Source organism: Paraplanobispora takensis, from assembly GCF_016863195.1.
GTDB classification, from domain to species: domain Bacteria; phylum Actinomycetota; class Actinomycetes; order Streptosporangiales; family Streptosporangiaceae; genus Planobispora; species Planobispora takensis.
Window position 1 is genome coordinate 135,983 of the sequence record NZ_BOOK01000035.1, and the last position, 20,730, is coordinate 156,712.

At 73.8% G+C, this 20,730-nt stretch carries 17 protein-coding genes; 6 read left to right on the plus strand and 11 right to left on the minus strand.

Features of this window, described 5'->3' with window-relative positions; genetic code table 11:
- Positions 1 to 23 precede the first annotated feature (23 nt).
- The 4 genes from Pta02_RS24020 (at position 24) to Pta02_RS24035 (ending at position 4,461) form a co-directional block, all read left to right on the plus strand.
- Positions 24 to 1,106 (plus strand): LysR family transcriptional regulator, encoded by a 1,083-nt coding sequence (locus Pta02_RS24020; RefSeq protein ID WP_203877176.1) that lies wholly within the window; start codon positions 24 to 26, stop codon positions 1,104 to 1,106.
- A 195-nt stretch (positions 1,107 to 1,301) separates the two neighbouring features.
- A complete protein-coding gene (locus Pta02_RS24025) occupies positions 1,302 to 1,802 on the plus strand; it encodes a SigE family RNA polymerase sigma factor (protein ID WP_203877177.1) in 501 nt (166 codons plus the stop codon).
- A complete protein-coding gene (locus Pta02_RS24030; protein WP_203877178.1) occupies positions 1,799 to 3,073 on the plus strand; it encodes a hypothetical protein in 1,275 nt (424 codons plus the stop codon). Before Pta02_RS24025 ends, Pta02_RS24030 begins: the two co-directional genes overlap by 4 nt.
- 182 nt (positions 3,074 to 3,255) lie before the next feature.
- Positions 3,256 to 4,461, plus strand: a complete 1,206-nt coding sequence (locus tag Pta02_RS24035) for a cytochrome P450 (RefSeq protein WP_203877179.1) — start codon at positions 3,256 to 3,258, stop codon at positions 4,459 to 4,461.
- Between the two features lie 9 nt (positions 4,462 to 4,470).
- Here Pta02_RS24035 and Pta02_RS24040 read toward each other — a convergent pair whose 3' ends face one another.
- The 7 genes from Pta02_RS24040 to Pta02_RS24070 all read right to left on the minus strand — a co-directional run bounded on the left by Pta02_RS24040 (position 4,471) and on the right by Pta02_RS24070 (position 13,049).
- Positions 4,471 to 6,315 carry a GTPase gene (locus Pta02_RS24040; protein WP_203877180.1) on the minus strand — a complete coding sequence of 615 codons (1,845 nt, stop codon included), beginning with the start codon at positions 6,313 to 6,315 and terminating at the stop codon, positions 4,471 to 4,473.
- Positions 6,312 to 8,222, minus strand: a complete 1,911-nt coding sequence (locus Pta02_RS24045; protein WP_239131190.1) for a GTPase family protein — start codon at positions 8,220 to 8,222, stop codon at positions 6,312 to 6,314. The genes Pta02_RS24040 and Pta02_RS24045 overlap by 4 nt, the downstream gene beginning before the upstream one ends.
- A 249-nt stretch (positions 8,223 to 8,471) precedes the next feature.
- Positions 8,472 to 9,176 carry a response regulator transcription factor gene (locus Pta02_RS24050; protein WP_203877181.1) on the minus strand — a complete coding sequence of 235 codons (705 nt, stop codon included), beginning with the start codon at positions 9,174 to 9,176 and terminating at the stop codon, positions 8,472 to 8,474.
- Between the two features lie 62 nt (positions 9,177 to 9,238).
- Entirely contained in the window at positions 9,239 to 9,862 is a 624-nt protein-coding gene (locus tag Pta02_RS24055) for a hypothetical protein (RefSeq protein WP_203877182.1), read from the minus strand.
- A 27-nt stretch (positions 9,863 to 9,889) separates the two neighbouring features.
- Positions 9,890 to 11,143: an ABC transporter permease gene (locus Pta02_RS24060; RefSeq protein ID WP_203877183.1), complete on the minus strand. Its 1,254-nt coding sequence runs from the start codon at positions 11,141 to 11,143 to the stop codon at positions 9,890 to 9,892.
- Positions 11,140 to 11,874 (minus strand): ABC transporter ATP-binding protein, encoded by a 735-nt coding sequence (locus tag Pta02_RS24065; protein ID WP_203877184.1) that lies wholly within the window; start codon positions 11,872 to 11,874, stop codon positions 11,140 to 11,142. Before Pta02_RS24065 ends, Pta02_RS24060 begins: the two co-directional genes overlap by 4 nt.
- The gene (locus Pta02_RS24070) at positions 11,871 to 13,049 is read right to left on the minus strand and encodes an efflux RND transporter periplasmic adaptor subunit (RefSeq protein WP_203877185.1); all 1,179 of its coding nucleotides are present in this window, start codon (positions 13,047 to 13,049) and stop codon (positions 11,871 to 11,873) included. The genes Pta02_RS24065 and Pta02_RS24070 overlap by 4 nt, the downstream gene beginning before the upstream one ends.
- Positions 13,050 to 13,196: 147 nt before the next feature.
- Here Pta02_RS24070 and Pta02_RS41985 point away from each other — a divergent pair, with 147 nt between their 5' ends.
- Positions 13,197 to 15,152 carry an efflux RND transporter periplasmic adaptor subunit gene (locus Pta02_RS41985; RefSeq protein WP_203877186.1) on the plus strand — a complete coding sequence of 652 codons (1,956 nt, stop codon included), beginning with the start codon at positions 13,197 to 13,199 and terminating at the stop codon, positions 15,150 to 15,152.
- A 92-nt stretch (positions 15,153 to 15,244) separates the two neighbouring features.
- Here Pta02_RS41985 and Pta02_RS24080 read toward each other — a convergent pair whose 3' ends face one another.
- From Pta02_RS24080 to lhgD, 3 genes are read right to left on the minus strand one after another with little or no spacing between them, the layout of a single operon-like run.
- Entirely contained in the window at positions 15,245 to 16,633 is a 1,389-nt protein-coding gene (locus Pta02_RS24080) for a sensor histidine kinase (protein WP_203877187.1), read from the minus strand.
- Entirely contained in the window at positions 16,633 to 17,340 is a 708-nt protein-coding gene (locus tag Pta02_RS24085) for a response regulator transcription factor (protein ID WP_203877188.1), read from the minus strand. Before Pta02_RS24085 ends, Pta02_RS24080 begins: the two co-directional genes overlap by 1 nt.
- 35 nt (positions 17,341 to 17,375) lie before the next feature.
- Entirely contained in the window at positions 17,376 to 18,578 is a 1,203-nt protein-coding gene (gene lhgD / locus Pta02_RS24090) for an L-2-hydroxyglutarate dehydrogenase (RefSeq protein WP_203877189.1), read from the minus strand.
- Positions 18,579 to 18,761: 183 nt separating this feature from the next.
- Between lhgD and Pta02_RS24095 the strand changes: the two genes are divergently transcribed.
- The gene (locus tag Pta02_RS24095; protein ID WP_203877190.1) at positions 18,762 to 19,406 is read left to right on the plus strand and encodes a TetR family transcriptional regulator; all 645 of its coding nucleotides are present in this window, start codon (positions 18,762 to 18,764) and stop codon (positions 19,404 to 19,406) included.
- Between the two features lie 66 nt (positions 19,407 to 19,472).
- Here the strand turns inward: Pta02_RS24095 and Pta02_RS24100 are convergent, their stop codons facing one another.
- Entirely contained in the window at positions 19,473 to 20,687 is a 1,215-nt protein-coding gene (locus Pta02_RS24100) for a hypothetical protein (protein WP_239131191.1), read from the minus strand.
- Positions 20,688 to 20,730: the final 43 nt, after the last annotated feature.

Genomic DNA, 20,730 nt, shown 5'->3' on the forward strand with positions numbered 1-20,730 from the left:
CCGCCCTCCCCGACAATGGGAGGGTGATTGACACGCGTCGGCTGCGGACCCTGCGCGCGGTGGCCGACCACCGGACGGTCACCGCCGCGGCCGCGGCCCTGCACCTGACGCCCTCCGCCGTCTCCCAGCAGCTCGTCGCCCTGGAGCACGAGGTCGGCCACCGGCTGCTCGACCGCGACGGCCGCGGCGTGCGGCTCACCGCCGTGGGCCGCATCCTGCTCGGGCACGCCAACGAGGTCCTGGCCCAGCTGGAGCGGGCCGGGGCCGACATCGCCGCCTACACGGCCGGTACGGCGGGCGAGGTGAAGGTCGCCTCCTTCGCCACCGCCATCGGCCTGGTGGTGGCCCCGGCGATGGGCCGGCTCCGGGAGAAGGAGCCGGGCATCCAGGTCCGGGTCCTGGACGCCGAGGGCGACCAGAGCCTCACCATGGTCCTGGACGGCGAGGTGGACCTCGCCGTCGCCGTCGAGTACCGCGGCGCCCCCGCCGAGGACGACCGGCGCCTGTCGCGCATCCCCCTGTACGCCGAGCCGTTCGACGTCGTCCTCCCCCGCGGTCACCGCCTGGCCGAGGACGCCCCGTGGGCGGGTGCGGGCACCGTACGGGCCGGGAAGGCCGCCGGGACCGCACAGAACGGGCAGGACACCGCAGACGCGAAGGGCCGGGAGGACGCCCTGATCGCGCGGGATCAAGGGGACGCCCGCCCCGTCCCGGACCCGGCTGACGCCTCCTTCTCCGCAGGGTCGATCACCGTGGCGGACCTGGCCGGTGAGGTCTGGATCGGGCCCTACCCGGGCAACCCCTGCCACGACGTGATCGCCCTGGCCTGCGAGCACGCGGGGTTCACCCCGGACTTCGCGCACTCCTCCGACGACTTCAGCGCGGTGGTCGCGCTGGCCGCGGCGGGGGCGGGCGTGGCGATGGTGCCGCGCCTGGCGCTGCGCGGGGCGGACCTGTCCGGTGTGGTGATCCGCCCGGCCCCGGGCCCGCAGCGGCGGGTCTTCGCCGCGGTACGGCGCGGCGCCGAACGCCACCCCCTGCTCGTCCCCCTGCTCGACGCCCTCCACCACACCGCGGCGACCCTGCGCCGCACCCCACCGGCCTGATGAGGACCCCACCGGCCTGACCGCGGCCCGACCGGCCTGACCGCGGCCCGCCGGGGAGCCGGGCGTCTCCCGGCGGAGAGCGCGAGATCCCCGGCCCCTGGGACGGTCCGGGCGGGCACACCGGATGTCGCGCGGGATTCAACACTTCCGCCCCGATCTCCGTCTGAGGTGTGACGGACTCGGGAAGGCGGAGCATTGGATGACGACTCCCGCTTCGCGGACTTCGTCGCCGAGCGGGCCGACGCGCTGCTGCGGTACGGCTACGTGCTCAGCGGCAACCCCCACGACGCGGCGGACCTCACGCAGGAGGCGCTGATCCGGCTGCACCGCGCCTGGCCGCGGGTGCGCCGCAAGCAGGATCCGGAGAGCTACGTGCGGATGACCATGGCGCGGCTGCACATCGGCGTCTGGCGGCTGCGCCGCCGCGAGCGGCTCGTCTGGGACCTGCCGGAGGATCCGCACACCGACGTGCCGCCCTCCGACGTCGAGCAGGGGCTCTGGCGGGCGCTCGCGACCCTGCCGCGCAAGCAGCGGGCCGTACTCGTCCTGCGTTACTACGAGCAGCTGAGCGACGAGGAGATCGCCGGGGTCCTCGGCGTCTCCCGGGGGACCGTCCGCAGTCACGCCTCCCTCGGGCTGGGCAAGCTCCGCTCCGCCGTACCGCACCCGACAGCCGCCGACAGGAGCGCGCCGTGAGCAACGACCTGGAAGCCGACCTCCGCGCGGCCCTCGGCCACGCCGCCGAGCGCGCGCCGCGGGCACCGGGTGCCCTGTCCGCCCACGTCGTGGCCCGCTCCCGGCGCAGGACGCGCGGTCGGGCGCTGGTCGCCGCCGCGGCCGCCGTGCTGGTGGCCGGCGGGATCGGGGTGGCGGTGCGGGGCGCCGGGGACGATCCCGCGAGCCCCGCCGTGGACCCGGCCCGCACCGCGAGCGCCGAGGTCACCCAGAGCGCGCCCTCCCCCTCGCAGGAGGCGGCCGAGCTGCCCGAACCCGTGGAGAAGGTCTGGCCGGACGCCGTCTGGAAGATCCCGGCCGAGCTGCCCGGCGGGCGGAAGTTCCATCCGCTGTCGTTCATCGACGACCGGACCCTGCTGCTGGAGACGTGGGAGAGCTTCGAGAAGGCCGACGCGATCTACGCCTACGAGCTGGACGGCGGCCGGACCCGGAAGATCACCGACATCCGGACGCCGAAGGGGGTCTTCGCCTCGGGGCACACGGTGGGCGACGGGCTGGTCGTCTGGCAGACGATCGACGAGGGTGACGGCGACGAGACCAAGGGCACCAGGGTCACGAGGTTCTGGTCGGTCCCGCTCGGCGGCGGCACGCCCCGCGAGATCGGCACGGACCGCCCGGTCAGGGGGCGCGGCGACGAGCTCGCCGTGACCGGCGGCAGGCTGGCCTTCTCCCTCCACGAAGGCGGCGTCTTCACGGTTCCCCTCGGGGGCGGGACCGTGGAGCCGGTGCCGGGGGCCGAGCGGCACCACATCCTGCGCTGGCCCTGGGTGGGCACGCCGGGCGAGTACACGCCGGACACGGAGACGAGTTTCGAGGAGCTCCTCAACGCCGAGACCGGCGAGAGGAACACGGCGGTGGTCCGCCCGGGCGAGCGGTTCGTGCGCTGCGGCGTGACGACGTGCGCCGGCAGCAGGCCCGACGGCACGGCCTTCCACCGGATGCGTGACGGCTCGCGGGAGCGCGACCTGCCCGGCGGCGTCGCGTTCACGGGGCTGGCCGCGGACCGTTTCGAGACCGTCAACCTGCCCATGCCGCCGGGTGGCGAGTACCTGCACGACCTCGTCACCGACAAGTCCGGCGACCTGGGGATCCGGCCCGACGCCAAGGGCGAGTCGATCTCCGTGCAGCCCGGCCTGGGCGACGGCCGCCTGGTGAGCTATCCGCTCGGGGACGAGTACGTGATCATCGACCTCGCGAGGATCGCCGCGGACAGCCCTCCCGGGCCCTCGTGACCTTCGGGAACCTCGCGGGAGTCCGGAGGCGCCGCGGGCCGCCGGTCCCTTGATTGATACGGCGTGTCATGAAATATCGGAAGATGAGGGCTCGGCGTGGGCGCCCCGGGGAGCGCCGGGGCACGCCGGGCGCGAGGACACCGGAGCGCACCGGACCGCGGTGCCGGGAGGGAGCCGTCCGCATGCGGATCGACCTGCTTGAGGACACCTGGGAGCGGGAGGTCCCGCACGACCAGTTCGCCTACCTGCGCAGGGAGGCACCGGTCTTCTGGCACGACGTTCCGGACGACGCCGGCTTCTGGGCCGTCACCCGCTATCACGACATCAGGGCGATCAGCCGCGACCACCAGACCTGGTCCACCGAGGCCGGCAGCACCTTCATCCGCACGCCGTCCCCGCAGGAGCTGGAGATCACGCGGATGATGCTGCTCACCATGGACCCGCCCAAGCAGACCCGCTACCGCAAGCTGGTCAGCGCGGGCTTCACCCCCCGCATGATCGGGAGGCTGGCGGAGACGATCCGGGAGCGCGCCGCGCGGATCGCCGACACGGTGGCCGAGAAGGGGGGCGAGGTCGAGTTCGTCTCCGACGTGGCCCAGCACCTCCCCCTCCAGACGATCTGCGCGATGGTCGGCGTGCCCGAGGCCGACCAAAAGATGATCTTCGACTGGTCCAACCGGATGATCGGTTTCCAGGACCCCGACTTCCAGACCGACTCCGACGACAGCAACGACGCCGGGGCGGAGATGTTCGCCTACTGCGACGGGCTGGTCGCCGAGCGGCGCGCCGACCCCCGCGACGACATCCTGACCGTGCTGGTCCAGGCGGAGATCGACGGGGACCGGCTCACCCCCGACGAGATCGACGCCTTCTTCGTCCTGCTCACCGTGGCCGGCAACGAGACGACCCGCAACCTGATCTCGCACGCCGTACTGGCCCTGATCGAGCGCCCGGAGGTCTACCGCGAGCTGGCCGGGAACCTCGGCGACGACGACCTGTGGCGCTCGGCCACCGAGGAGTTCCTGCGCTGGGGCTCCTCCATCCACAACTTCCGCCGTACGGCGCTGCGGGACACCGAGCTGCACGGCCAGGAGATCGCCGAGGGCGAGAAGATCGTCACCTACTACGCCTCCGCCAACTACGACGAGGCGGTCTTCACCGATCCTCACACCCTCGACATCCGCCGCACCCCCAACGAGCACCTGACCTTCGGCGGCGGCGGCCCCCACTTCTGCCTGGGCGCGGGCCTGGCCCGCACCCAGATCACGGCGATGGTCCGCGAGCTGCTGCGGCGCTTCCCCGCCGCCGAGCTCACCGCCCCGCCCCGGCGCATGCGCTCCGACTTCATCAACGGCATCAAGCACATGCCGGTCCGCTTCCGGCTCTGATCCGGCGCGCTATCGCCTCGGAGCGGGCCTGCCGTCCCGGGCCACCGTTATCGCCTCGGTGAAACGGCGGTGGCGGGCCAGCTCCTGCTCCACCGGCTCCAGCACGAGCGCGCGGGCCACCTCCCCCACACTCGCGCGCAACGCCCTGTCCGCCTTGCGCGCCCGGCGGCGGGCGCCGATCCAGGCGACGATCCGGGACAGCAGGGCCAGCACGAGGCCGAGCAGGATGCCGCCCAGCAGCAGCGCGGTGGGCCAGGGCAGTTCGCCCGCGGTCGGCACGGGCAGCTCGGGCAGGCGGAGATAGTCCACGACGAACAGGCCGAGCAGCCACAGGGCGCCCGCCACCGCCGTCGCGAGCACCAGCCACTGGGCCGCCCCCGCCACCCGCCACCAGACGGGCCGCCGGGACGCCCCGAGCGAGGTGGTGGCCACGGCCCGGTCGAGCCGGTCCTCCAGCTCGTTGACCCGCGACCGGGCCGCGTGCCGTACGGCGACCGCCCACGCTTCGGGCAGTCCCGCCGAGGCGGCGGCCGCCGCGTCGCGGATCGCCGTGTCCATCTGGGAACGCTGCACGGTGGTGGCCGCCGGGAGCGAGGTCCGCCCGACCGCGTCCCCGGCGGTCTCCGGCACTCCCGCGCCCGAGGCCGGCTCGGACCGGCCCGCGCCCGTGGGCGTGCCGAGGCGGAGCCTGCGGAGCGGATCCGGCCGCAGGCGGCGGATCCACCGGGTGACCGGCCAGCCGGTGGCGGCGACCGAGCGGTGCCGGTGCGCCTTGGCCACCGCGCCCACGACGAGCGGGACCCCTGCGGCCTGCGACAGCGCGGAGGTCAGCGGGCCCGCCAGGGAGCCCACGGGCACCTCCCGGACGGGCACGGCATCGGCCGGCTCCGGCCGCCGGGCCGGCGCTCCACCGCTCACTGGCCCGCCGATGATCGCCCGGCCGTCCGGCGACCGGCGGCCGGCGCCGTCCCCGCCGGGCCCGTGCGACGCGCCGGCCAGGACGTCGGCGGCGGCGCCCACGTCGGCCGACAGGCGGGCGGCCCAGGAGCGCCGGTCGGCGACCCGGGAGGCGAGCAGGGAGCGCAGGTCGGCGACGCCCGCGCCGGTGCGGGCCGAGACGCCGATCACCGGCACCCCGCCCAGGCCGTCCTCGGCGAGCAGCCGCCGCAGGTCCGCCAGGCACCGCTCCGCGGCGGCCGGGGTGAGCCGGTCGATCTGGTTCAGGACGACCACCATGACGTCCCGGTGCCGGACCAGGGGTCTGAGATAGCGGTCGTGCACGGCCGCGTCGGCGTACTTCTGCGGATCGAGGACCCACACCAGCAGGTCGACGAGCTGGGCGAGCCGGTCCACCTCCAGCCGGTGCGCCAGCTCGATCGAGTCGTGGTCGGGCAGGTCGAGCAGGACCAGCCCGGCCAGCTCCTCCTCCCCGTCGCCTCCGGCGTGCGCGGCCCCGTCCCAGGGCACCGCGCCGTCGGCCGTACCGTCCCCGGCGCCGCCCACCTCGTGCCTGCGGGGGATCTCCAGCCAGTCGAGCAGCGGCCCCGATCCGGCTCCCCGCCACAGGGCGGCCTGCGCGGTGGAGGTGGTCGGCCGGGTCACGCCGACCGTGGCGAGGGAGGTGCCGGACAGCAGGTTGAACAGCGACGACTTGCCGCTCCCGGTGGCCCCGGCCAGCGCCGCCACGGTGTGGTCCACCGACATGCTCCGCCGTACCCCGGCCCGGGAGATCACGGCGCGGGCCTGCGCCACCGCCTCGTCGTCCAGCCGTCCCCCGGCCGCCTCGGCGGCCTCCGCCAGGGCCGCCAGCCGGTCGTCCAGGGAGATCGCGCTCTCGCGCCGCAGCAACTTCACCGCTCGCCCACCTCCCGGCCGGCCGCCCTCCGCTCGGCCGCCCTCCGCTCGGCCGATACGGCCGCCTCCTCCTCCACGGGTACGGCCGCCTCCCGCTGCGCGGGGCCTATCTCTTCCCGGGCCGCGGACCCGCCCGCCTCCCGCTCCACCGGTACGGCCGTGCCGCCGGTCCGCGCCGGGCGCCCGTCCCCCCGGCCCTCCACCGCCCGCGCCGCGGCGCGCAGGGCCGGAGCGGCCGTCTCCGGAGGCTCGACGGCGTCCAGCAGGGCGGTGAAGCGGGCGGCCTCCGCGTGCAGGATGTCCTCCACGCGGGTGCGCAGGTCGTCGCGGGCCTTGGTGGTCAGGGTGCGCACGGCCTGGTCGCCGAAGACGGCCTCCAGGAGCTTCTGGCTGAGCACACTGGTCCCTCCGGCGATGCCGACCTCCAGTCCGGTCAGCCCGCCGGTGGAGGCGAACACCGCGATCATCAGCAGCAGACCCGCCCCGTTGACGCCGAACGAGGCGATCCTGGCGGTGGTGCGCCGCTCCGTCCCCTCCTCGCGGACCAGGTCCAGCACGTACGCCTGCCAGTCCCTGACCGCCGTCTCCGCGGCCTGGCGCAGTCCCGCCGAGGCCCGGCCGAGCCGGCCGGCCTCCACCGCCCCCGCTCCCTCCAGCAGCGTCCGCCCGGCGGGCAGGGACGACCACGACTCCAGCGCGCGCTCGGCGGCGCCGTCGGCCGCCGCCCTGATCAGCGCCTCCACGCCGGTCTCCAGCGCCACCCGCAGCTCGCTCTCCGGCGCGGGCCGCCCGGTGAACAGGGCGACCAGGCGGTCGCGCACCCGGCCCACCCGGCTCTCCAGGGAGCGCATCAGATCGCCGGTGCCGATGAAGTCCTGCCAGCGGGCCAGAACCTCGCCGCGCAGCAGCGAGCCGTCCAGCATGCCCTCGTCGAAGGAGGCCAGCCCGGCGGCGTAGGCGGCGGCGATCGCCTCGCGCAGCTCCCCGGCCGCGGCGCGCTGGCGGTCCACGGCGTCGGCGAGCGCGGGGACCCGTACGGCCAGGCTCTCCAGCGCGCCCGACAGGGTCTGGCGCACCACGTCGGCCCGCGCCTGGGCGTCGGCCGCGATGCCGGCCAGCCAGTCGGCGACCGGCCCCACCGCCGGGCGCGGCAGCCGGGCGTTCTCCTCCGGCAGCGTCAGCTCCGGCACCTCGAACAGGCGCGTCCCGCCCAGCCCGTTGGCCTCCAGCAGCCGGGCCAGGTCGGCGGCGACCACGCCCCGGGCCTCCGGCGGGACCCGGGACAGGATCACCGCCAGCGCCGTGCTGCGCTCCCGCGCCGCGCGCAGGAAGCTCCAGGGCACCTCGTCGGCGTAGCGGGCGGCGGTGGTGGTGAACAGCCACAGGTCCGCGGCGGCGAGCAGCTGGGCGGCCAGCTCCCGGTTGGCCGCGACGACCGAGTCGATGTCCGGGGCGTCGAGCAGGGCCAGACCGGGCCTGAGCGCCTCGGCGACGACCACCCGCAGCGTGCCCGGTTCCCCCCGGCCGCTCCCGGTGACGCGGGCGAGGCCGGGCAGGACGTTCTGGGAGGTGAACCAGTCGAGGTCGGCGGGGCTGGTCACCAGCGTGGGCGCCAGAGTGGTGGGGCGCAGCACGCCGGGCTCGGTGACGTCGGCCTCGACCAGGGAGTTCACCAGCGTGGACTTGCCCGCCCCGGTGGAGCCGCCGACGACGGCCAGGAGCGGGGCGTCGATCGCGCTCAGGCGGGGGATGAGATAGTCGTCGAGCTGGCCGGTCAGCTCCCGCAGCGCCCTGCGATCGGCCTCGACGTCTCCGGCCGCGAGGGGGAACAGGTCACGGCCGAGGTGACGCCGCAACTCCCGCAGCGCCGCGAGCCTGTCGTCGTTCGCCTCCACAGGACCGGTCATTCCCGGCGGAGAAGGCCCTAGACATGATTGTGCCCCACCACTCGACCGGGTCACGGGGGCGAACCCGGTAAAGCGGTGGGGCCGGCCCCGGCATCCGCCGGAAGGGCCGGCAGCGGATTCGTCTCCCCCGCAGCTGGAGGCGAATCCCGGACCTTCCGCGTACTCCGGGGTGATCTGGGGTCATCTATATCTATTGGAACGCATCAACCTCAGCGTCAGGTCCGTCCTACCTGAAAATTAGCTGAACGTTCAATCACCTTGTGGAGGCCTGAGAACGTATCCCACCCCGCGCAGAGTGTGGATCAACCGGGGCTCGACCGTGTCGATCTTCCGCCGCAGATAGGAGACGTAGGACTCCACGACCCCGGCGTCGCCGCCGAAGTCGTAGTTCCACACGTGGTCGAGGATCTGCGCCTTGGACAGCACCCGGCCGGTGTTGACCATGAGGTAGTGCAGGAGCTTGAACTCCGTCGGCGACAGCCGTACCACCTCACCGGCCTTCCAGACCTGGTGGGCCTCCTCGTCCAGCTCCAGGTCCCCGACCCGCAGGCGGACCGGCAGGTCCAGGTCCCCCCGGGTACGGCGGAGCACGGCCCGGATCCTGGCCAGCACCTCCTCCAGGCTGAAGGGCTTGGTCACGTAGTCGTCGGCCACCTTCAGGCCGGTCACCTTGTCGTCGGTGGCGTCCCTGGCCGTCAGGAAGAGCACGGGCATCTGCCCGCCCAGCTCGCGCAGCCGCCCCGCCACCGCGAATCCGTCCATGTCCGGCAGCATCACGTCGAGCACGACGAGATCGGGGCGGATCCGCTCGGCGAACTGCACCGCCTCCCTGCCGTCCACCGCGGTCATGACCTCGAAACCGGACAGGCGCAGGCTGGCGGAGAGCAGTTCCCGGATGTTCGGTTCGTCGTCCACCACCAACAGGCGGGCCTCAACTCTGTCCAGCACATCCATGAGGCTCTCCCACCTCTCTGGAGGACGGCTCAGCCCTGGCTGAACGTTTCCTGAGAAGAGCCTCAGCGTCCACGCGCGGCTCCCTCGCTGATCGAGGTGGCGGTCACCGACCCGTCCTCGCCCCTGGCGCCCTGGACGACGACCGTCTTGCCGGCCTCGAGGTCGGAGACCTCGCCCTCCCGGCTGATCCGCACGGCGGTCTCGCCGGTGGTGGTCACGGTGACGACGGAGCCGTTCACGGTCCGGACGTAGACCTTCCCGCCCTCGACCTTCTGCACGGTGCCGACGGTCATCGCGCCCGGACCGGTGCCGCCGGTATTGCCGGTATTGCCCTGCCCGCCCTGTCCACCCGGCCGGCCGTTCTGGCCGTTCTGGCCGTTCTGGCCGCCGAACCCGCCGTAACCGCCGGGACCGCCCTGGCCGCCCTGGCCGCCGAACCCGCCGTAGCCCCCGGGGCCCGCGCCCTGCCGCATCGCGGCGCGCTGGTCGGCCGCCGCCCCCGACCCGCCGCCCACGGCCTTCTGCGCCTGGATGCCCACGATCACGCCCGCCACCAGCATCACCCCGGCGGAGAGCGCCAGCGTGAGCGCCGAGAAGCTCCGGCGGGGCCGTACGACCGGCTCGCCCTCCAGGTCCCCCCGGAACGGGGAGGTCTCCAGCGGCTCCCCGGCGTTCTTGTCAGCCATCTCTCTCCTACTCGTGCCTGCGCGCGGCTATTCGTGACGCAGCGCTTGGATGGGGCGGAGCCTGGCCGCGCGGTTGGCCGGATAGCTCCCGAAGAAAAGGCCGATGCCCACCGAGACGCCCAGCGCCAGCGCGATCGACGAGGGCACCAGCACGGGCTCGATCCCCGCGACGGTGAACCTGGTGCCGGCGAAGGCGACCAGCACGCCCGACAGCCCGCCCACCAGGCTCAGCACCGTCGCCTCCACCAGGAACTGGCCGAGGATCGCGCTCCGGGGGGCGCCGATCGCCTTCCTGATGCCGATCTCCCGGGTCCGCTCGGTCACGGTGACCAGCATGATGTTGGTGATCCCGATGCCGCCGACCAGCAGCGAGATCGCCGCGACCGCGCCGAGCAGCGCCGTGAAGGTGCCGATCGTCGAGCTGACGGTCTCCTGCAGGGTGGCCTGGTTGAGGATGCGGTAGTCGGCCGTGCCCGCGGGGGTGACGCCGTGCCGCTGGTTGAGGATGGCCGTCACCTCGGCCTGCGCCGACTCCGTGGTGCCGGCGCCGGTGGCCTGCACGATGATCGAGCCGAGCGGGCCGAACCCGGTCAGGCTCTGCTGTACGGCCGGCAGCGGCACGATCGCGACGTCGTCGGCGTCCTGCGTCCCTGAGGAGCCGGCCTCCTTGAGCACGCCGACCACGGTGAACGGGACCCCCGAGACGCTGACCTGCCTGCCGACCGGGCTCGCGGCGCCGAACAGCTCCTCGGCCACGGTCCGCCCGATCACCATGACCTTCCTGGCCGCGAGCACGTCGTCGTTGACGAAGTAGGAACCGGTCTCGACGGGCTTGTTCGTGGCCTCGAAGTAGCTGGGGTAGGTGCCGACGAGCTGGGAGATCGTGTGGTCGGCGCCCTCGTACACCGCGGTGGCGGAATTGGCGGTCACCACCGGGGACACGCTCTTGACCGACGGGGCCTGGCCGGGGTCGGCCAGCGCCCTGGCGTCCTCCAGCGTGAGCTGCCTGGCCTGGGTACGCGGCCCCTCCTGCCGGCCGCCCGCTCCCCCGCCCGCGCCGAAGCCGCCGCCACCGCCGCCGAAGGACGCCGAGACGGTCAGGGTGTTGGCGCCGAGCCGCTGGATGCTCTGCTGGATGCCCTGGGAGGCCCCCTCGCCGAAGGCGACCAGCATGATCACCGCCGCCACCCCGATGAGGATGCCGAGCGTGGTCAGGAAACTGCGCAGCTTGTTGGCCGCCAGCCCGCGCAGGGCGAAGCGCAGGATCTCCATCCGGCTCATCCGGCGGCCTCCGTGGTCATGCGCGGCGGGAGGCCGTCCACCGGCGCCTGCCTGCGGTCCTCGACGATCTGCCCGTCCACCAGGCGGATGACCCGCTTGGCGTGCGCGGCCACGTCGTCCTCGTGCGTGATGACCACGATGGTCCGGCCGGAGGCGCTCAGCCCGTCGAGGATCCGCAGCACGTCCTCGGTCGAGCGGGTGTCGAGGTTGCCGGTCGGCTCGTCGGCCAGCAGGAGCGCCGGCGCGGTGACCAGCGCCCTGGCCACGGCCACCCGCTGCTGCTGCCCGCCGGACAGCTCGTTCGGCTCGTGGTGCACGCGCTCGGACAGGCCCACCCGCTCCAGCGCGGCCAGCGCCCGCGACCGGCGCTCGGCCGCGGGGACCCCGCCGTAGGCCATGGGCAGCTCCACGTTGGCCAGCGCGCTCATCCTCGGGATGAGGTTGAACGACTGGAACACGAACCCGATCTTCCTGTTCCGCAGGATCGCCAGCTGCCGCTCGCCGAGGGCGCCGACGTCGGTGCCGTCGATGAGGTAGGAGCCCGAGGAGGGCACGTCCAGGCAGCCCAGGATGTTCATGAGCGTGGACTTGCCGGATCCGGAGGCGCCCATGACCGCCACGTAGTCGCCCCGCTCGACCGTCAGGCAGACCCCGCGCAGGGCGCGCACCCGCGCGTCCCCCTCGCCGTGCACCTTGACCAGGTCCCGTACCTCCAGGACCGGGACGCTCATCGCCCGCCTCCGCCCGTGCCGGGACCGACCAGGCCGCCGCGGCCGCCCCCGCCGCCGAGACCGGGGAAACCGCCGCCCTGCTGGGTGGTGCCGGTGGTGACGGCCGGGCGCACGACCTGCTCGCCTTCGCCGAGGCCCGAGGTGACCTCGGTGAGCTCGTCGCCCTTCACCCCGAGCTCGACCGGGACGGCGGCCTGCCGGCCGTCCCGCAGGACGGTCACGGTGCTCTGCCCGCCCGCGGTGGAGATCACGGTGGAGGCGACCGCCAGGACGTCCTCGGCCCGCTCGACGACGACCTTCACGGTGGCCGTCTGGCCGAGCCTGATCTCCTCGGGGACCTCGGTGAAGGAGATCGTCACCGGATACTGGACCACGTTGCCGCTGGTGGCCGCGGTCGGCTGGATCTGGGTGACCTTCCCCGTGGCGGTGACGCCGGTCAGCGCGTCGAACGTGATCGAGGCCGTCTGGCCGACCTTCAGCCTGGTCACGTCCGACTCGGTGAAGGTGCCGACGATCTTCAGCTTGCCCGTGTCGGCGAGCTCGATGAATCCGCCCGCCGTACCGCCGGAACCGCCGGAACCGCCGGAACCGCCGGAACTCTCAGCGCCGCCGGAGCCGCCGGAGTTCCCGGTGCCGCCGGACGTCCCCGACGGGCCCGAGCTGCCGGAGGAGCCGCCGACCGTGCCGTTGACGGTGACGACCGTGCCGGCGAACGGGGCTTTGATCACCGTCCCGTCCACCGCGCGCCGCGCCTCCCGGTAGGTGTTGCGCGCCTCGATGTACTGGGCGTACCCGGCGGCGGTGGAGGTGTCGTCGTCGGCGGAGTCGAGGGCGGCGGCGGCCGCGTCCAGGCTCTCGCGCGCGGCGGTGTCGTCCAGGCGGGCGAGGACCTGGCCCTCGGCGACCTTCTCCCCCGGCTCGACGTAGATCTTCTCCACCGTGCCGCCCGACCCGAAGCCCAGCGCCCGCGCCCGGCTGCTCTCCACGGTCCCGGACGCCGACACCGAGGCGACCACCGTGCCCCGGCTGACCGTCACGGTCCGCACCGCGGTCTCGGCACCGGCCGGAGAGGCGGCGGCGCCGAGGGAGGAGTAGGCGATCCCCGCGCCGCCCAGCAACAGGACCCCCAGGGTCCCGTTCACGATCAGCGCTCTGCGCTTGGTCGACAGCTTCACAGCGTCAGACCCTTGCGCAGGAATCTTGAGCCTGACCCGGTTGAAGCTGAAGGTTCACTGCAGGCCCCGGAGGGGAGGCGCGGCCCACAGCCAACCTTCAGGTGCCGCTGAGGGAGAAGTGAATCACGCGGGCCAGGATGGTCCGCCATGAGACCGACCAATCTCCCGAAGAGCGTACGGGCGGGAGGGCTGGCGCTGGCCGCCCTCGTCCTGGCGGGCGCGGGCGCGATCCACGCCCTCGGCGACGACCCGTCCGGCACGCCTCGGGCCGAGCTGGCCGCGGCCCGGCGGGGGACGGTGACGGCCGCGGTGTCCGCGGCGGGCAACACCGTCGACGCCGACACCCGCGAGCTGGCCTTCAGCGGCTCGGGAAAGGTCACCCGGGTCTATGTGAAGGCCGGGCAGAAGGTCGGCGCGGGCGACGTGCTCGCCAGGATCGACTCCACCGCCGCCCGCGAGCGCCTCACCGCCGCCCGCGCCAGGCTCGCCGCCGCCCAGGAGTCCCTCGAAGCGGCGGAGAACGGCACCTCCGGCGGCTCCGGAGGCACCCTCCCCGGTGGTTCCGGGACCTCCGGCGTTTCCCAGGGCGCCGGCTCCGGAACCACCGGCACCTCCCAGGGCAAGGATTCCGGGAGCCCTGACGCCTCCCAGGGCACCGGCTCCGGGACCACCGGCGCCTCCGGCTCCTCCCAGGGCACGGGCTCCGGCCGGACGGCGACCGCCCGGCCGCAGACCGGGTCCGGCTCGTCCCGGCAGGCGGACTGCCTGCCCACGGCCTCCCCGGCCGCGTCCGGCCGCCCCGCCACCACGCCGGTCCCCACTCCCACTTCCCTCCCGAGCGGATCGTCCGCGCCGGTCACCCCTCAGGCGCCCCAGGAGATCGCACCCGCCGACGCCGCCCGCATCGGTGACGTCGCCCCCGGTGACACGGCCCCCGTCCGCGGTACGGCCGACGCCGCACCCGCCGGCCGGGTGGTGCCCGCCGGGTACACATCCGGCACAGCCCTCACCGCGGAGTCCGCCGCGGCCCCCTCGACGTCTTCGGCGTCTCCTCCGGCCTCCCCTGCAGCGTCCTCCTCGATGTCCCCCACGGTGTCCCCCTCGTCGTCCTCCACCGCGTCCTCCACCGCGTCCTCCACCGCGGCCTCCGCCCGGCGCCAGGTCTCCTCCCCGTCCGCCACCGCCTCGTCCTCGCCCTCCACGCCCCGGCCCGCGCCGACCGTCACGGTCACGGCGACCCCGACCGTGACCGTGACGGCCACCGTCACCGCCACGGTGACGGTCACCGCCACACCGCGGGCCACGGCCACCTCGCGACCCACCGCCGGCAGGACCCCCGCCCCGGGCGCCACCACCGCCTGCGCGGGACCGGGCGCCACCGGTACGGACTCCACAGGGACCGGTCCCACCGGGACGGGAACCCCGGACACCGGGAACGCCCAGCGCGGCCTCAGCCTTGAGCAGGCCGAGGCCGAGGTGAAGCGGGCACAGGCCGAGGTGACCGACGCCGAGGAGGAGCTGGCGGGCGTGCGGATCGTCGCCCCGAAGGACGGGACGGTCCTGTCCGTGGCCGGAGCCGTCGGCGACACCGCGGGCACCGGGGCGTTCCTCACCCTGGGCGACCTCGACGAGCTCCAGGTCTCGGCGCTGTTCACCGAGTCGGACATCGGGAAGCTGGAGCTGGGGCAGCGGGCGGCGATCACCCTGGCCACCGGGGAGGGGACCGGGCACACCGGTACGGTCACCCGCATCGACCCGGCCGCGACCGTCACCGACCGCCTCGTGCGGTACGCGGTCACCGTCGCCTTCGACGACCCGCCGCAGGACCTCCTGGTCGGGCGGACCGCCACGGTCACGGTGACGGTCGAGGAGTCGGAGCAGGCGCTCTACGTCCCGGCGCAGGCCGTACGGACGGGGGCGGACGGGTCCGCGGTGGTCACCCTCCAGGACGGCAGGCAGCGCGTCGTGGCGACGGGCGTCCGGGGCGACCGGTACGTGGAGATCACCGAAGGGCTCTCCGACAGCGACCGGGTGGTCCTGCCGGGTGCCGCAGGCGGGGAGTTCCCCGACGGCGGCTGGCCCGGCGGCCCGGCGGCCCCGTGAGCCCGGCCGATCCCGGCTTCCCCCCGGGAGGCCCGGTCGATCCCGCTCTCTCCCCGGGAGGCCCGGTCGGTCCCCGCCTCCCCCCGGCAGGCTCAGTCGGCCTCGGGGGCGAGGGGGAGGACGACGCGGAAGGTCGCGCCCTTGCCGGGGGTGGACTCCACGCCCACCGTGCCGCCGTGGGCCTCGACCATGGCGGCGACGATGGACAGGCCCAGGCCGCTGCCTCCGGCGGCGGGGTCGCGGCGGCCGCGGGCGGAGTCGGCGCGGTAGAAGCGTTCGAAGACGCGCTCGCGCTGCTCGGCGGTGAGGCCCGGGCCCTCGTCTGCCACCTCGATGACGGCCATGCCGTCCCGCGCGTGGAGCATGATCCGGACGGGGGTGCCCTCCGGGGTGTGGGTGAGCGCGTTGGTCATCAGGTTGCCCACGACCTGGCGCAGCCGTACCTCGTCGCCCATGACGATCAGCGCGGCCCCGTCGACCGAGAGTGTGATCTCCCGCTCCGGGGCCAGGATCCGGGCGTCGTGGACGGCGTCGGCGGCGATGGCCAGCAGGTCCACCGGGCGCATGGACATCGGCCGCTGCTGGTCCAGCCGGGCCAGCATCAGCATGTCGTCCACGAGCAGGCCCATCCTGACCGCCTCCGACTCCATCCGGGCCATCAGCGGCGTGGCGTCGATGTCGGGCGCCTGGCGGTAGAACTCGGCGAAGCCGCGGATCGACGTCAGCGGCGTACGGAGCTCGTGGGAGGCGTCGGCGACGAACCTGCGCATCCGCTCCTCGGACCTGCGGGCCGCCGCCTCCGACTCCGACCGGGCCCGGAACGCCGTCTCGATCTGGGCGAGCATGCCGTTCAGCGACCGGCCCAGGCGGCCGACCTCGGTGTTCGGGTCCACGGCGGGAACGCGGCGGCTCAGGTCTCCGGCGGCGATCGCCTCGGCGGTGCGCTCGATCTCCTCCAGCGGGCGCAGGCTGCGCCGGATGACCGCCACACCCGCCCCGGCCAGCGCCAGCATCAGGCCGCCGCCGCCGAGGAGCTCGATCAGGGCGAGCTGGCCGACGATCTGCCGGACCTCCGCCATGTCGACGGCCACGACCATGCTCCCTCCGGTGTCCAGCCGGACCACGCGGACCCGCCACTCCCCGATGCTGTACAGCCCCGCCGCCGCGTCGGCGCGCACCGGCGGGATCGCCTTGCCCTCCACGTCCGCCCCGCTGAGCGGGACGATCACCCGTCCGTCGGGGCCGCGGAGCTCCGCCTTCATGTCGGGCGGCATGATCTTGTTCGCCAGGTCGAACGGGGCCGGGCGGTTCAGGCGGCGCAGCAGGTTGCCGGTGGTGATGTCGATCTGGCTGTCCACCCGGTCGATCAGGTAGCCGCGCATGATCGAGACGCTGCCCACGCCGATCAGGAGCAGCGCGATGGCCAGCAGTACGAGGATGACGGCGATGAGCTTGACGCGGAGGGGGGTCCGGGTGAGCATCACGGGCTCGGTGGGAGGCGGAGCACGTAACCGACCCCGCGCAACGTGTGGATCATGCGGGGGTCGGTGTTGTCTATCTTCCTGCGGAGCACGGAGACGTAGGATTCCACGATCCCCACGTCACCGCGGAAGTCGTAGTCCCAGACGTGGTCGAGGATCTGCGCCTTGGACAGCACGCGCCCGGCGTTCGCCATGAAATAGCGCAGCAGCTTGAACTCCGTCGGCGACAGCGCCACCGCCTTGCCCTTGCGCCACACCTCGTGGCTCTCCTCGTCGAGCTCGATGTCGGCGAAGGTGAGCCGGGGCGGCCGGGCGAAGGGGTCTCCCCCGCCGGTACGGCGCAGCACGGCCCGGATGCGGGCCACGACCTCCTCCAGGCTGAACGGCTTGGTGACGTAGTCGTCCCCGCCGACGGTCAGGCCGCGGATCTTGTCCTCGACGGCGTCGCGGGCGGTGAGGAACAGCACGGGCGTGTCGGTGCCGCCGCCGCGCAGCCGCCGTACGACGTCGAAGCCGTTCATGTCCGGGAGCATCACGTCGAGCACGATGAGGTCCGGGCGGTGGCGCTGTACGGCCGCGACGGCGTCGGTGCCGTTGCCTGCGGTGTTCACCCCGAATCCGGCGAACCGCAGGCTCGCGGCGAGGAGTTCGAGGATGTTGGGCTCGTCCTCGACGATCAGCAGGCGGGCTTCGGGGGATTCGCTCACGGGAATTATCTTCACCCGCCCACATGAGAAAGCCGTTAAGAGGACAGAACAGAGGTTATCCCCACCAGGTGCCTGGCTATCGCCAGACTGGACGTCGCCGCAGGTGAGGGGGCATTTCTAAGCAGAGCGATCCGGCCGTACGCGTCTATCACGAAATCATCGGACAGGCTCCCGTCGCGGGCCACGGCCTGCGCCCGGACGCCTCCGGCGGTCCTGACGAGGTCGGCCCCGGTCAGGGCGGGCACATAGCGGCGCGCGGCCTTCAGGAAGGCGCCCTTGGCCAGGGAGCCGGCCACCTCCCTGATCCCGGTCCGCCAGTGCCGGGCGGCCATCCTCCGGGTGCCCTCCCAGGCCGCGATCCGGCGCAGGTCAGCGAGGTCGACGTCACGCCAGGAGTAGCCCTCCAGGGCCAGCGCCATCACCGCGTTGGGGCCGACCAGCACCTCGCCGTCGATCCGGCGGGTCAGGTGCACCCCCAGGAACGGGTAGCGGGGGTCGGGCACCGGGTAGATCAGGCCGCGGACCAGGTGCCCGGCCTCCTCGGTCAGCGCGTAGTACTCCCCGCGGAAGGGGACGATCCGTACCTCTCCCACGATCCCGGCCATCCGGGCGACGGCGTCGGTGCCGAGCCCGGCGCAGACGACCAGCCCGTCGAAGCTCAGCCTGCGCCGCCCCTGCGGGCCGTCGACCAGCACCTCCACCCCGCTCGCGGTCTCCCGCAGCGCGCGGACCTCGTGCGAGAGCCGTACCGACCCTCCCGCCTTCTCCACGTCCCGGGCCAGGCAGCGGGCGACCTCGGGGAAGTCGACGATCGCGGTGTGCGGGGAGTGCAGGGCGGCCACCCCGACGGCGTGCGGCTCGATCTCCCGCAGGGCCAGCGCGTCCAGTTCGGCGAGGCCGGGGACGCCGTTCTCCCGGGCGCGGTCGGCGATGGCCCGCAGGCCGGACCGCTCGGCGGCGGTGGAGGCGATGACGAGCTTGCCGACCTCGTCGTACGGGATGGCGTGCTCGGCGCAGTACTCACGCAGGAGCGCGACGCCGTCCCGGCAGAGCTTCGCCTTGAGCGAGCCCGGCCGGTAGTACAGGCCCGCGTGCACGACTCCGCTGTTGTGCCCGGTCTGGTGGGCCCCGACGCGGTCCTCCTTGTCGAGGACCGTCACCCGGGCGCCGCGGGTCAGCATGAGCTCGCGGGCCATCGCCAGCCCGACGATGCCCGCGCCCACGACCCCGATGTTCATGACAGGACCTCCTCAAGAGCCCGCGACGCGCATTCCCGAAAGCTAGCGGCAACCCGGCCGCAGGAGAAGAGATGCGGGAGAGCGGCCCCCGGGGCGGGTAAACGGCTCCGTGGAACCCCCACTTCCGGACAGAAAAATAAACCGGGTTTGATTTTGAACCGAGTTCGTTTTTATTGTGGGAAGGTGACGGGCTTACGGGAACGGAAGAAGGAACAGACCCGGCGACGGATCGCCGAGACAGCCCTGCGGATGTTCGCCGGACGCGGCTTCGAGGCGGTGACGGTCAACGAGATCGCCGAGGCCGCCGAGGTCGCGAAGGTGACCTTGTTCAAATACTTCCCTACCAAGGAGTCGCTCGTCCTGCACGGGGTGGGCGAGGACGATCTGGCCGGCATCGTCGCCGGACGCCCGCCCGGGCAGCCGCCTCTGGAGGCGTTGCGGGCGCACTGCATGGCCTTCCTCGCCTCCTCCGTGGCGACGCAGGACACGGACGAGCTGGTCACCCGGGTCCATGTGATCCTCGGCAGCCCGGCGCTGAGAGCCGGCGCCGGCGCTCTCCTCTACCGGCAGCGCCGCGCGCTGGCGAAGGCGCTGGCCGAGGAGCACGAGGAGACGGCCGCGGCTCTGATGGCGGCCCAGATCACCGCCTGCCTGCACACCGTCCAGGAGTCGTTCTTCCAGCGCCTGGTGGCCGGGTCCGCGCCGGAGGCGGCCTACGACCACCTGGAGGGGGACGTCGAGCTCGCCTTCGACCTGCTGGAGCACGGCGTCGGTCTCGGGTCGCCGCGGTTGTCCGACGGCCGTCCCGGCGAGCCCGGCAGGTGCTGAAGACGGCTTCCGGAGGGCGTGGGAAACGGCTCTCGGCAGGTGCTGGAAGCGGCTCCGGCGGCCGTCCTAGCGGGCCCGGCGGGCGATGAAGACGATGACGCCGGTCGCTCCGGCCGCCACGGCCAGCCACAGGGCCACGGCCGAGAAGGGCACGCCCGCGTCGTCCTGCGCCGGCTCGGCCTCCGTCCGGTCCCCGGCGGCCTCCGCTCCGCCGCCCGGCGCCCCGGAGGCCGTGCCGGAGGGGACGGGGGTGGGCTCCGGGGCCGCCGCCCGCAGCACCTCCTCGGGGAGCGGCACCCGGTAGACCGGGCTGCGGGAGCCCTCGGTGCCGGTCAGCAGCGCCGTGCCGTCGGCCGTGTACGCGATCGACTCGGCCTGTTCCAGCTGGGGCATCTCCACCCGGGCGAGCTGCTCGCCGGGCGCGCTGTAGACCGTGGCGGAGAAGTAGGTCCTGATCACGAAGCTCGACCCGTCGGGGGCGTAGGCGGCGTCGGTCGCCATGATCGGCGCCGGGCCGATCCTGCGCAGGATGTTGACCTTGTCGGTGCGCAGCCGCTTCGGCGCCTGGTAGATCGAGCCGGAGAACTCCTTGCTCACGATCTGGAGCCGCCCGGTGCGCGGGTGGACCATCAGACCCTCCGCGTTGTGCCCGCCGTCCTCGTAGCGGAATCGATAGCGTACGGCGGGCAGGGTCGCATCCCGCAGCGAGGCCGGCTCCTGCACCTTGTAGACCGAGATGTCGGGCCAGGCCCCCTCGAAGTTGTCGCCGATGTCGGCGAACCAGAGCACCCCCCGCCCCGTCTGCGGGTCCCTGGACGCGGCCATCGCCTCCCAGTCGCGGGCGTCGGCGCCCCGCAGGGTGAACGTCGCCCGGGTCCGCCCGTCGCCTCCGACGGCGAAGAAGACCGGTCCCGCGGAGCTGTCGTTGTGGGTGTAGTAGACGTCCTCGTGCGAGGGGGAGAGCGCCAGCCCGCTCGACTCGGTGATCCGCTCGTCCGTGAACCGGAAGAGAACGCGCTCGCCCTCACCGGACTCGCCGTCCACCGGATTCCCGGACTCACCGCCCACCGGGTTCCCGGACCCGCCGTCCCCCCGGTCGGACTCACCGCCCACCGGGTTCCGGGACCCCACGCTCACCGGTGCCGCCGACCCGGCCTCCGCCCGCGCCCCGGCCCCGGCGTGGGCTTGGGCACCGCTCCCGGCTCCCGGCAGGAGGCTCACCGCGACCACTCCGGCCGCGACGAACCCACGAATCAGGACATCCCCCGCTCTGCTCCGCATTCAGCCATCATGCCCTGACAGCAGCGAGCACAGGCGCCGCAAC

Coding starts and splice junctions, on each gene's coding strand:
- Pta02_RS24065 (WP_203877184.1), bottom strand. CDS start 11,874: ATGAGCGTCCCGGTCCTGGAGGTACGGGACCTGGTCAAGGTGCACGGC.
- Pta02_RS24080 (WP_203877187.1), bottom strand. CDS start 16,633: ATGCTCACCCGGACCCCCCTCCGCGTCAAGCTCATCGCCGTCATCCTC.
- Pta02_RS24050 (WP_203877181.1), bottom strand. CDS start 9,176: ATGGATGTGCTGGACAGAGTTGAGGCCCGCCTGTTGGTGGTGGACGAC.
- Pta02_RS24045 (WP_239131190.1), bottom strand. CDS start 8,222: ATGACCGGTCCTGTGGAGGCGAACGACGACAGGCTCGCGGCGCTGCGG.
- Pta02_RS41985 (WP_203877186.1), top strand. CDS start 13,197: ATGAGACCGACCAATCTCCCGAAGAGCGTACGGGCGGGAGGGCTGGCG.
- Pta02_RS24035 (WP_203877179.1), top strand. CDS start 3,256: ATGCGGATCGACCTGCTTGAGGACACCTGGGAGCGGGAGGTCCCGCAC.
- Pta02_RS24100 (WP_239131191.1), bottom strand. CDS start 20,687: ATGCGGAGCAGAGCGGGGGATGTCCTGATTCGTGGGTTCGTCGCGGCC.
- Pta02_RS24055 (WP_203877182.1), bottom strand. CDS start 9,862: ATGGCTGACAAGAACGCCGGGGAGCCGCTGGAGACCTCCCCGTTCCGG.
- lhgD (WP_203877189.1), bottom strand. CDS start 18,578: ATGAACATCGGGGTCGTGGGCGCGGGCATCGTCGGGCTGGCGATGGCC.
- Pta02_RS24060 (WP_203877183.1), bottom strand. CDS start 11,143: ATGAGCCGGATGGAGATCCTGCGCTTCGCCCTGCGCGGGCTGGCGGCC.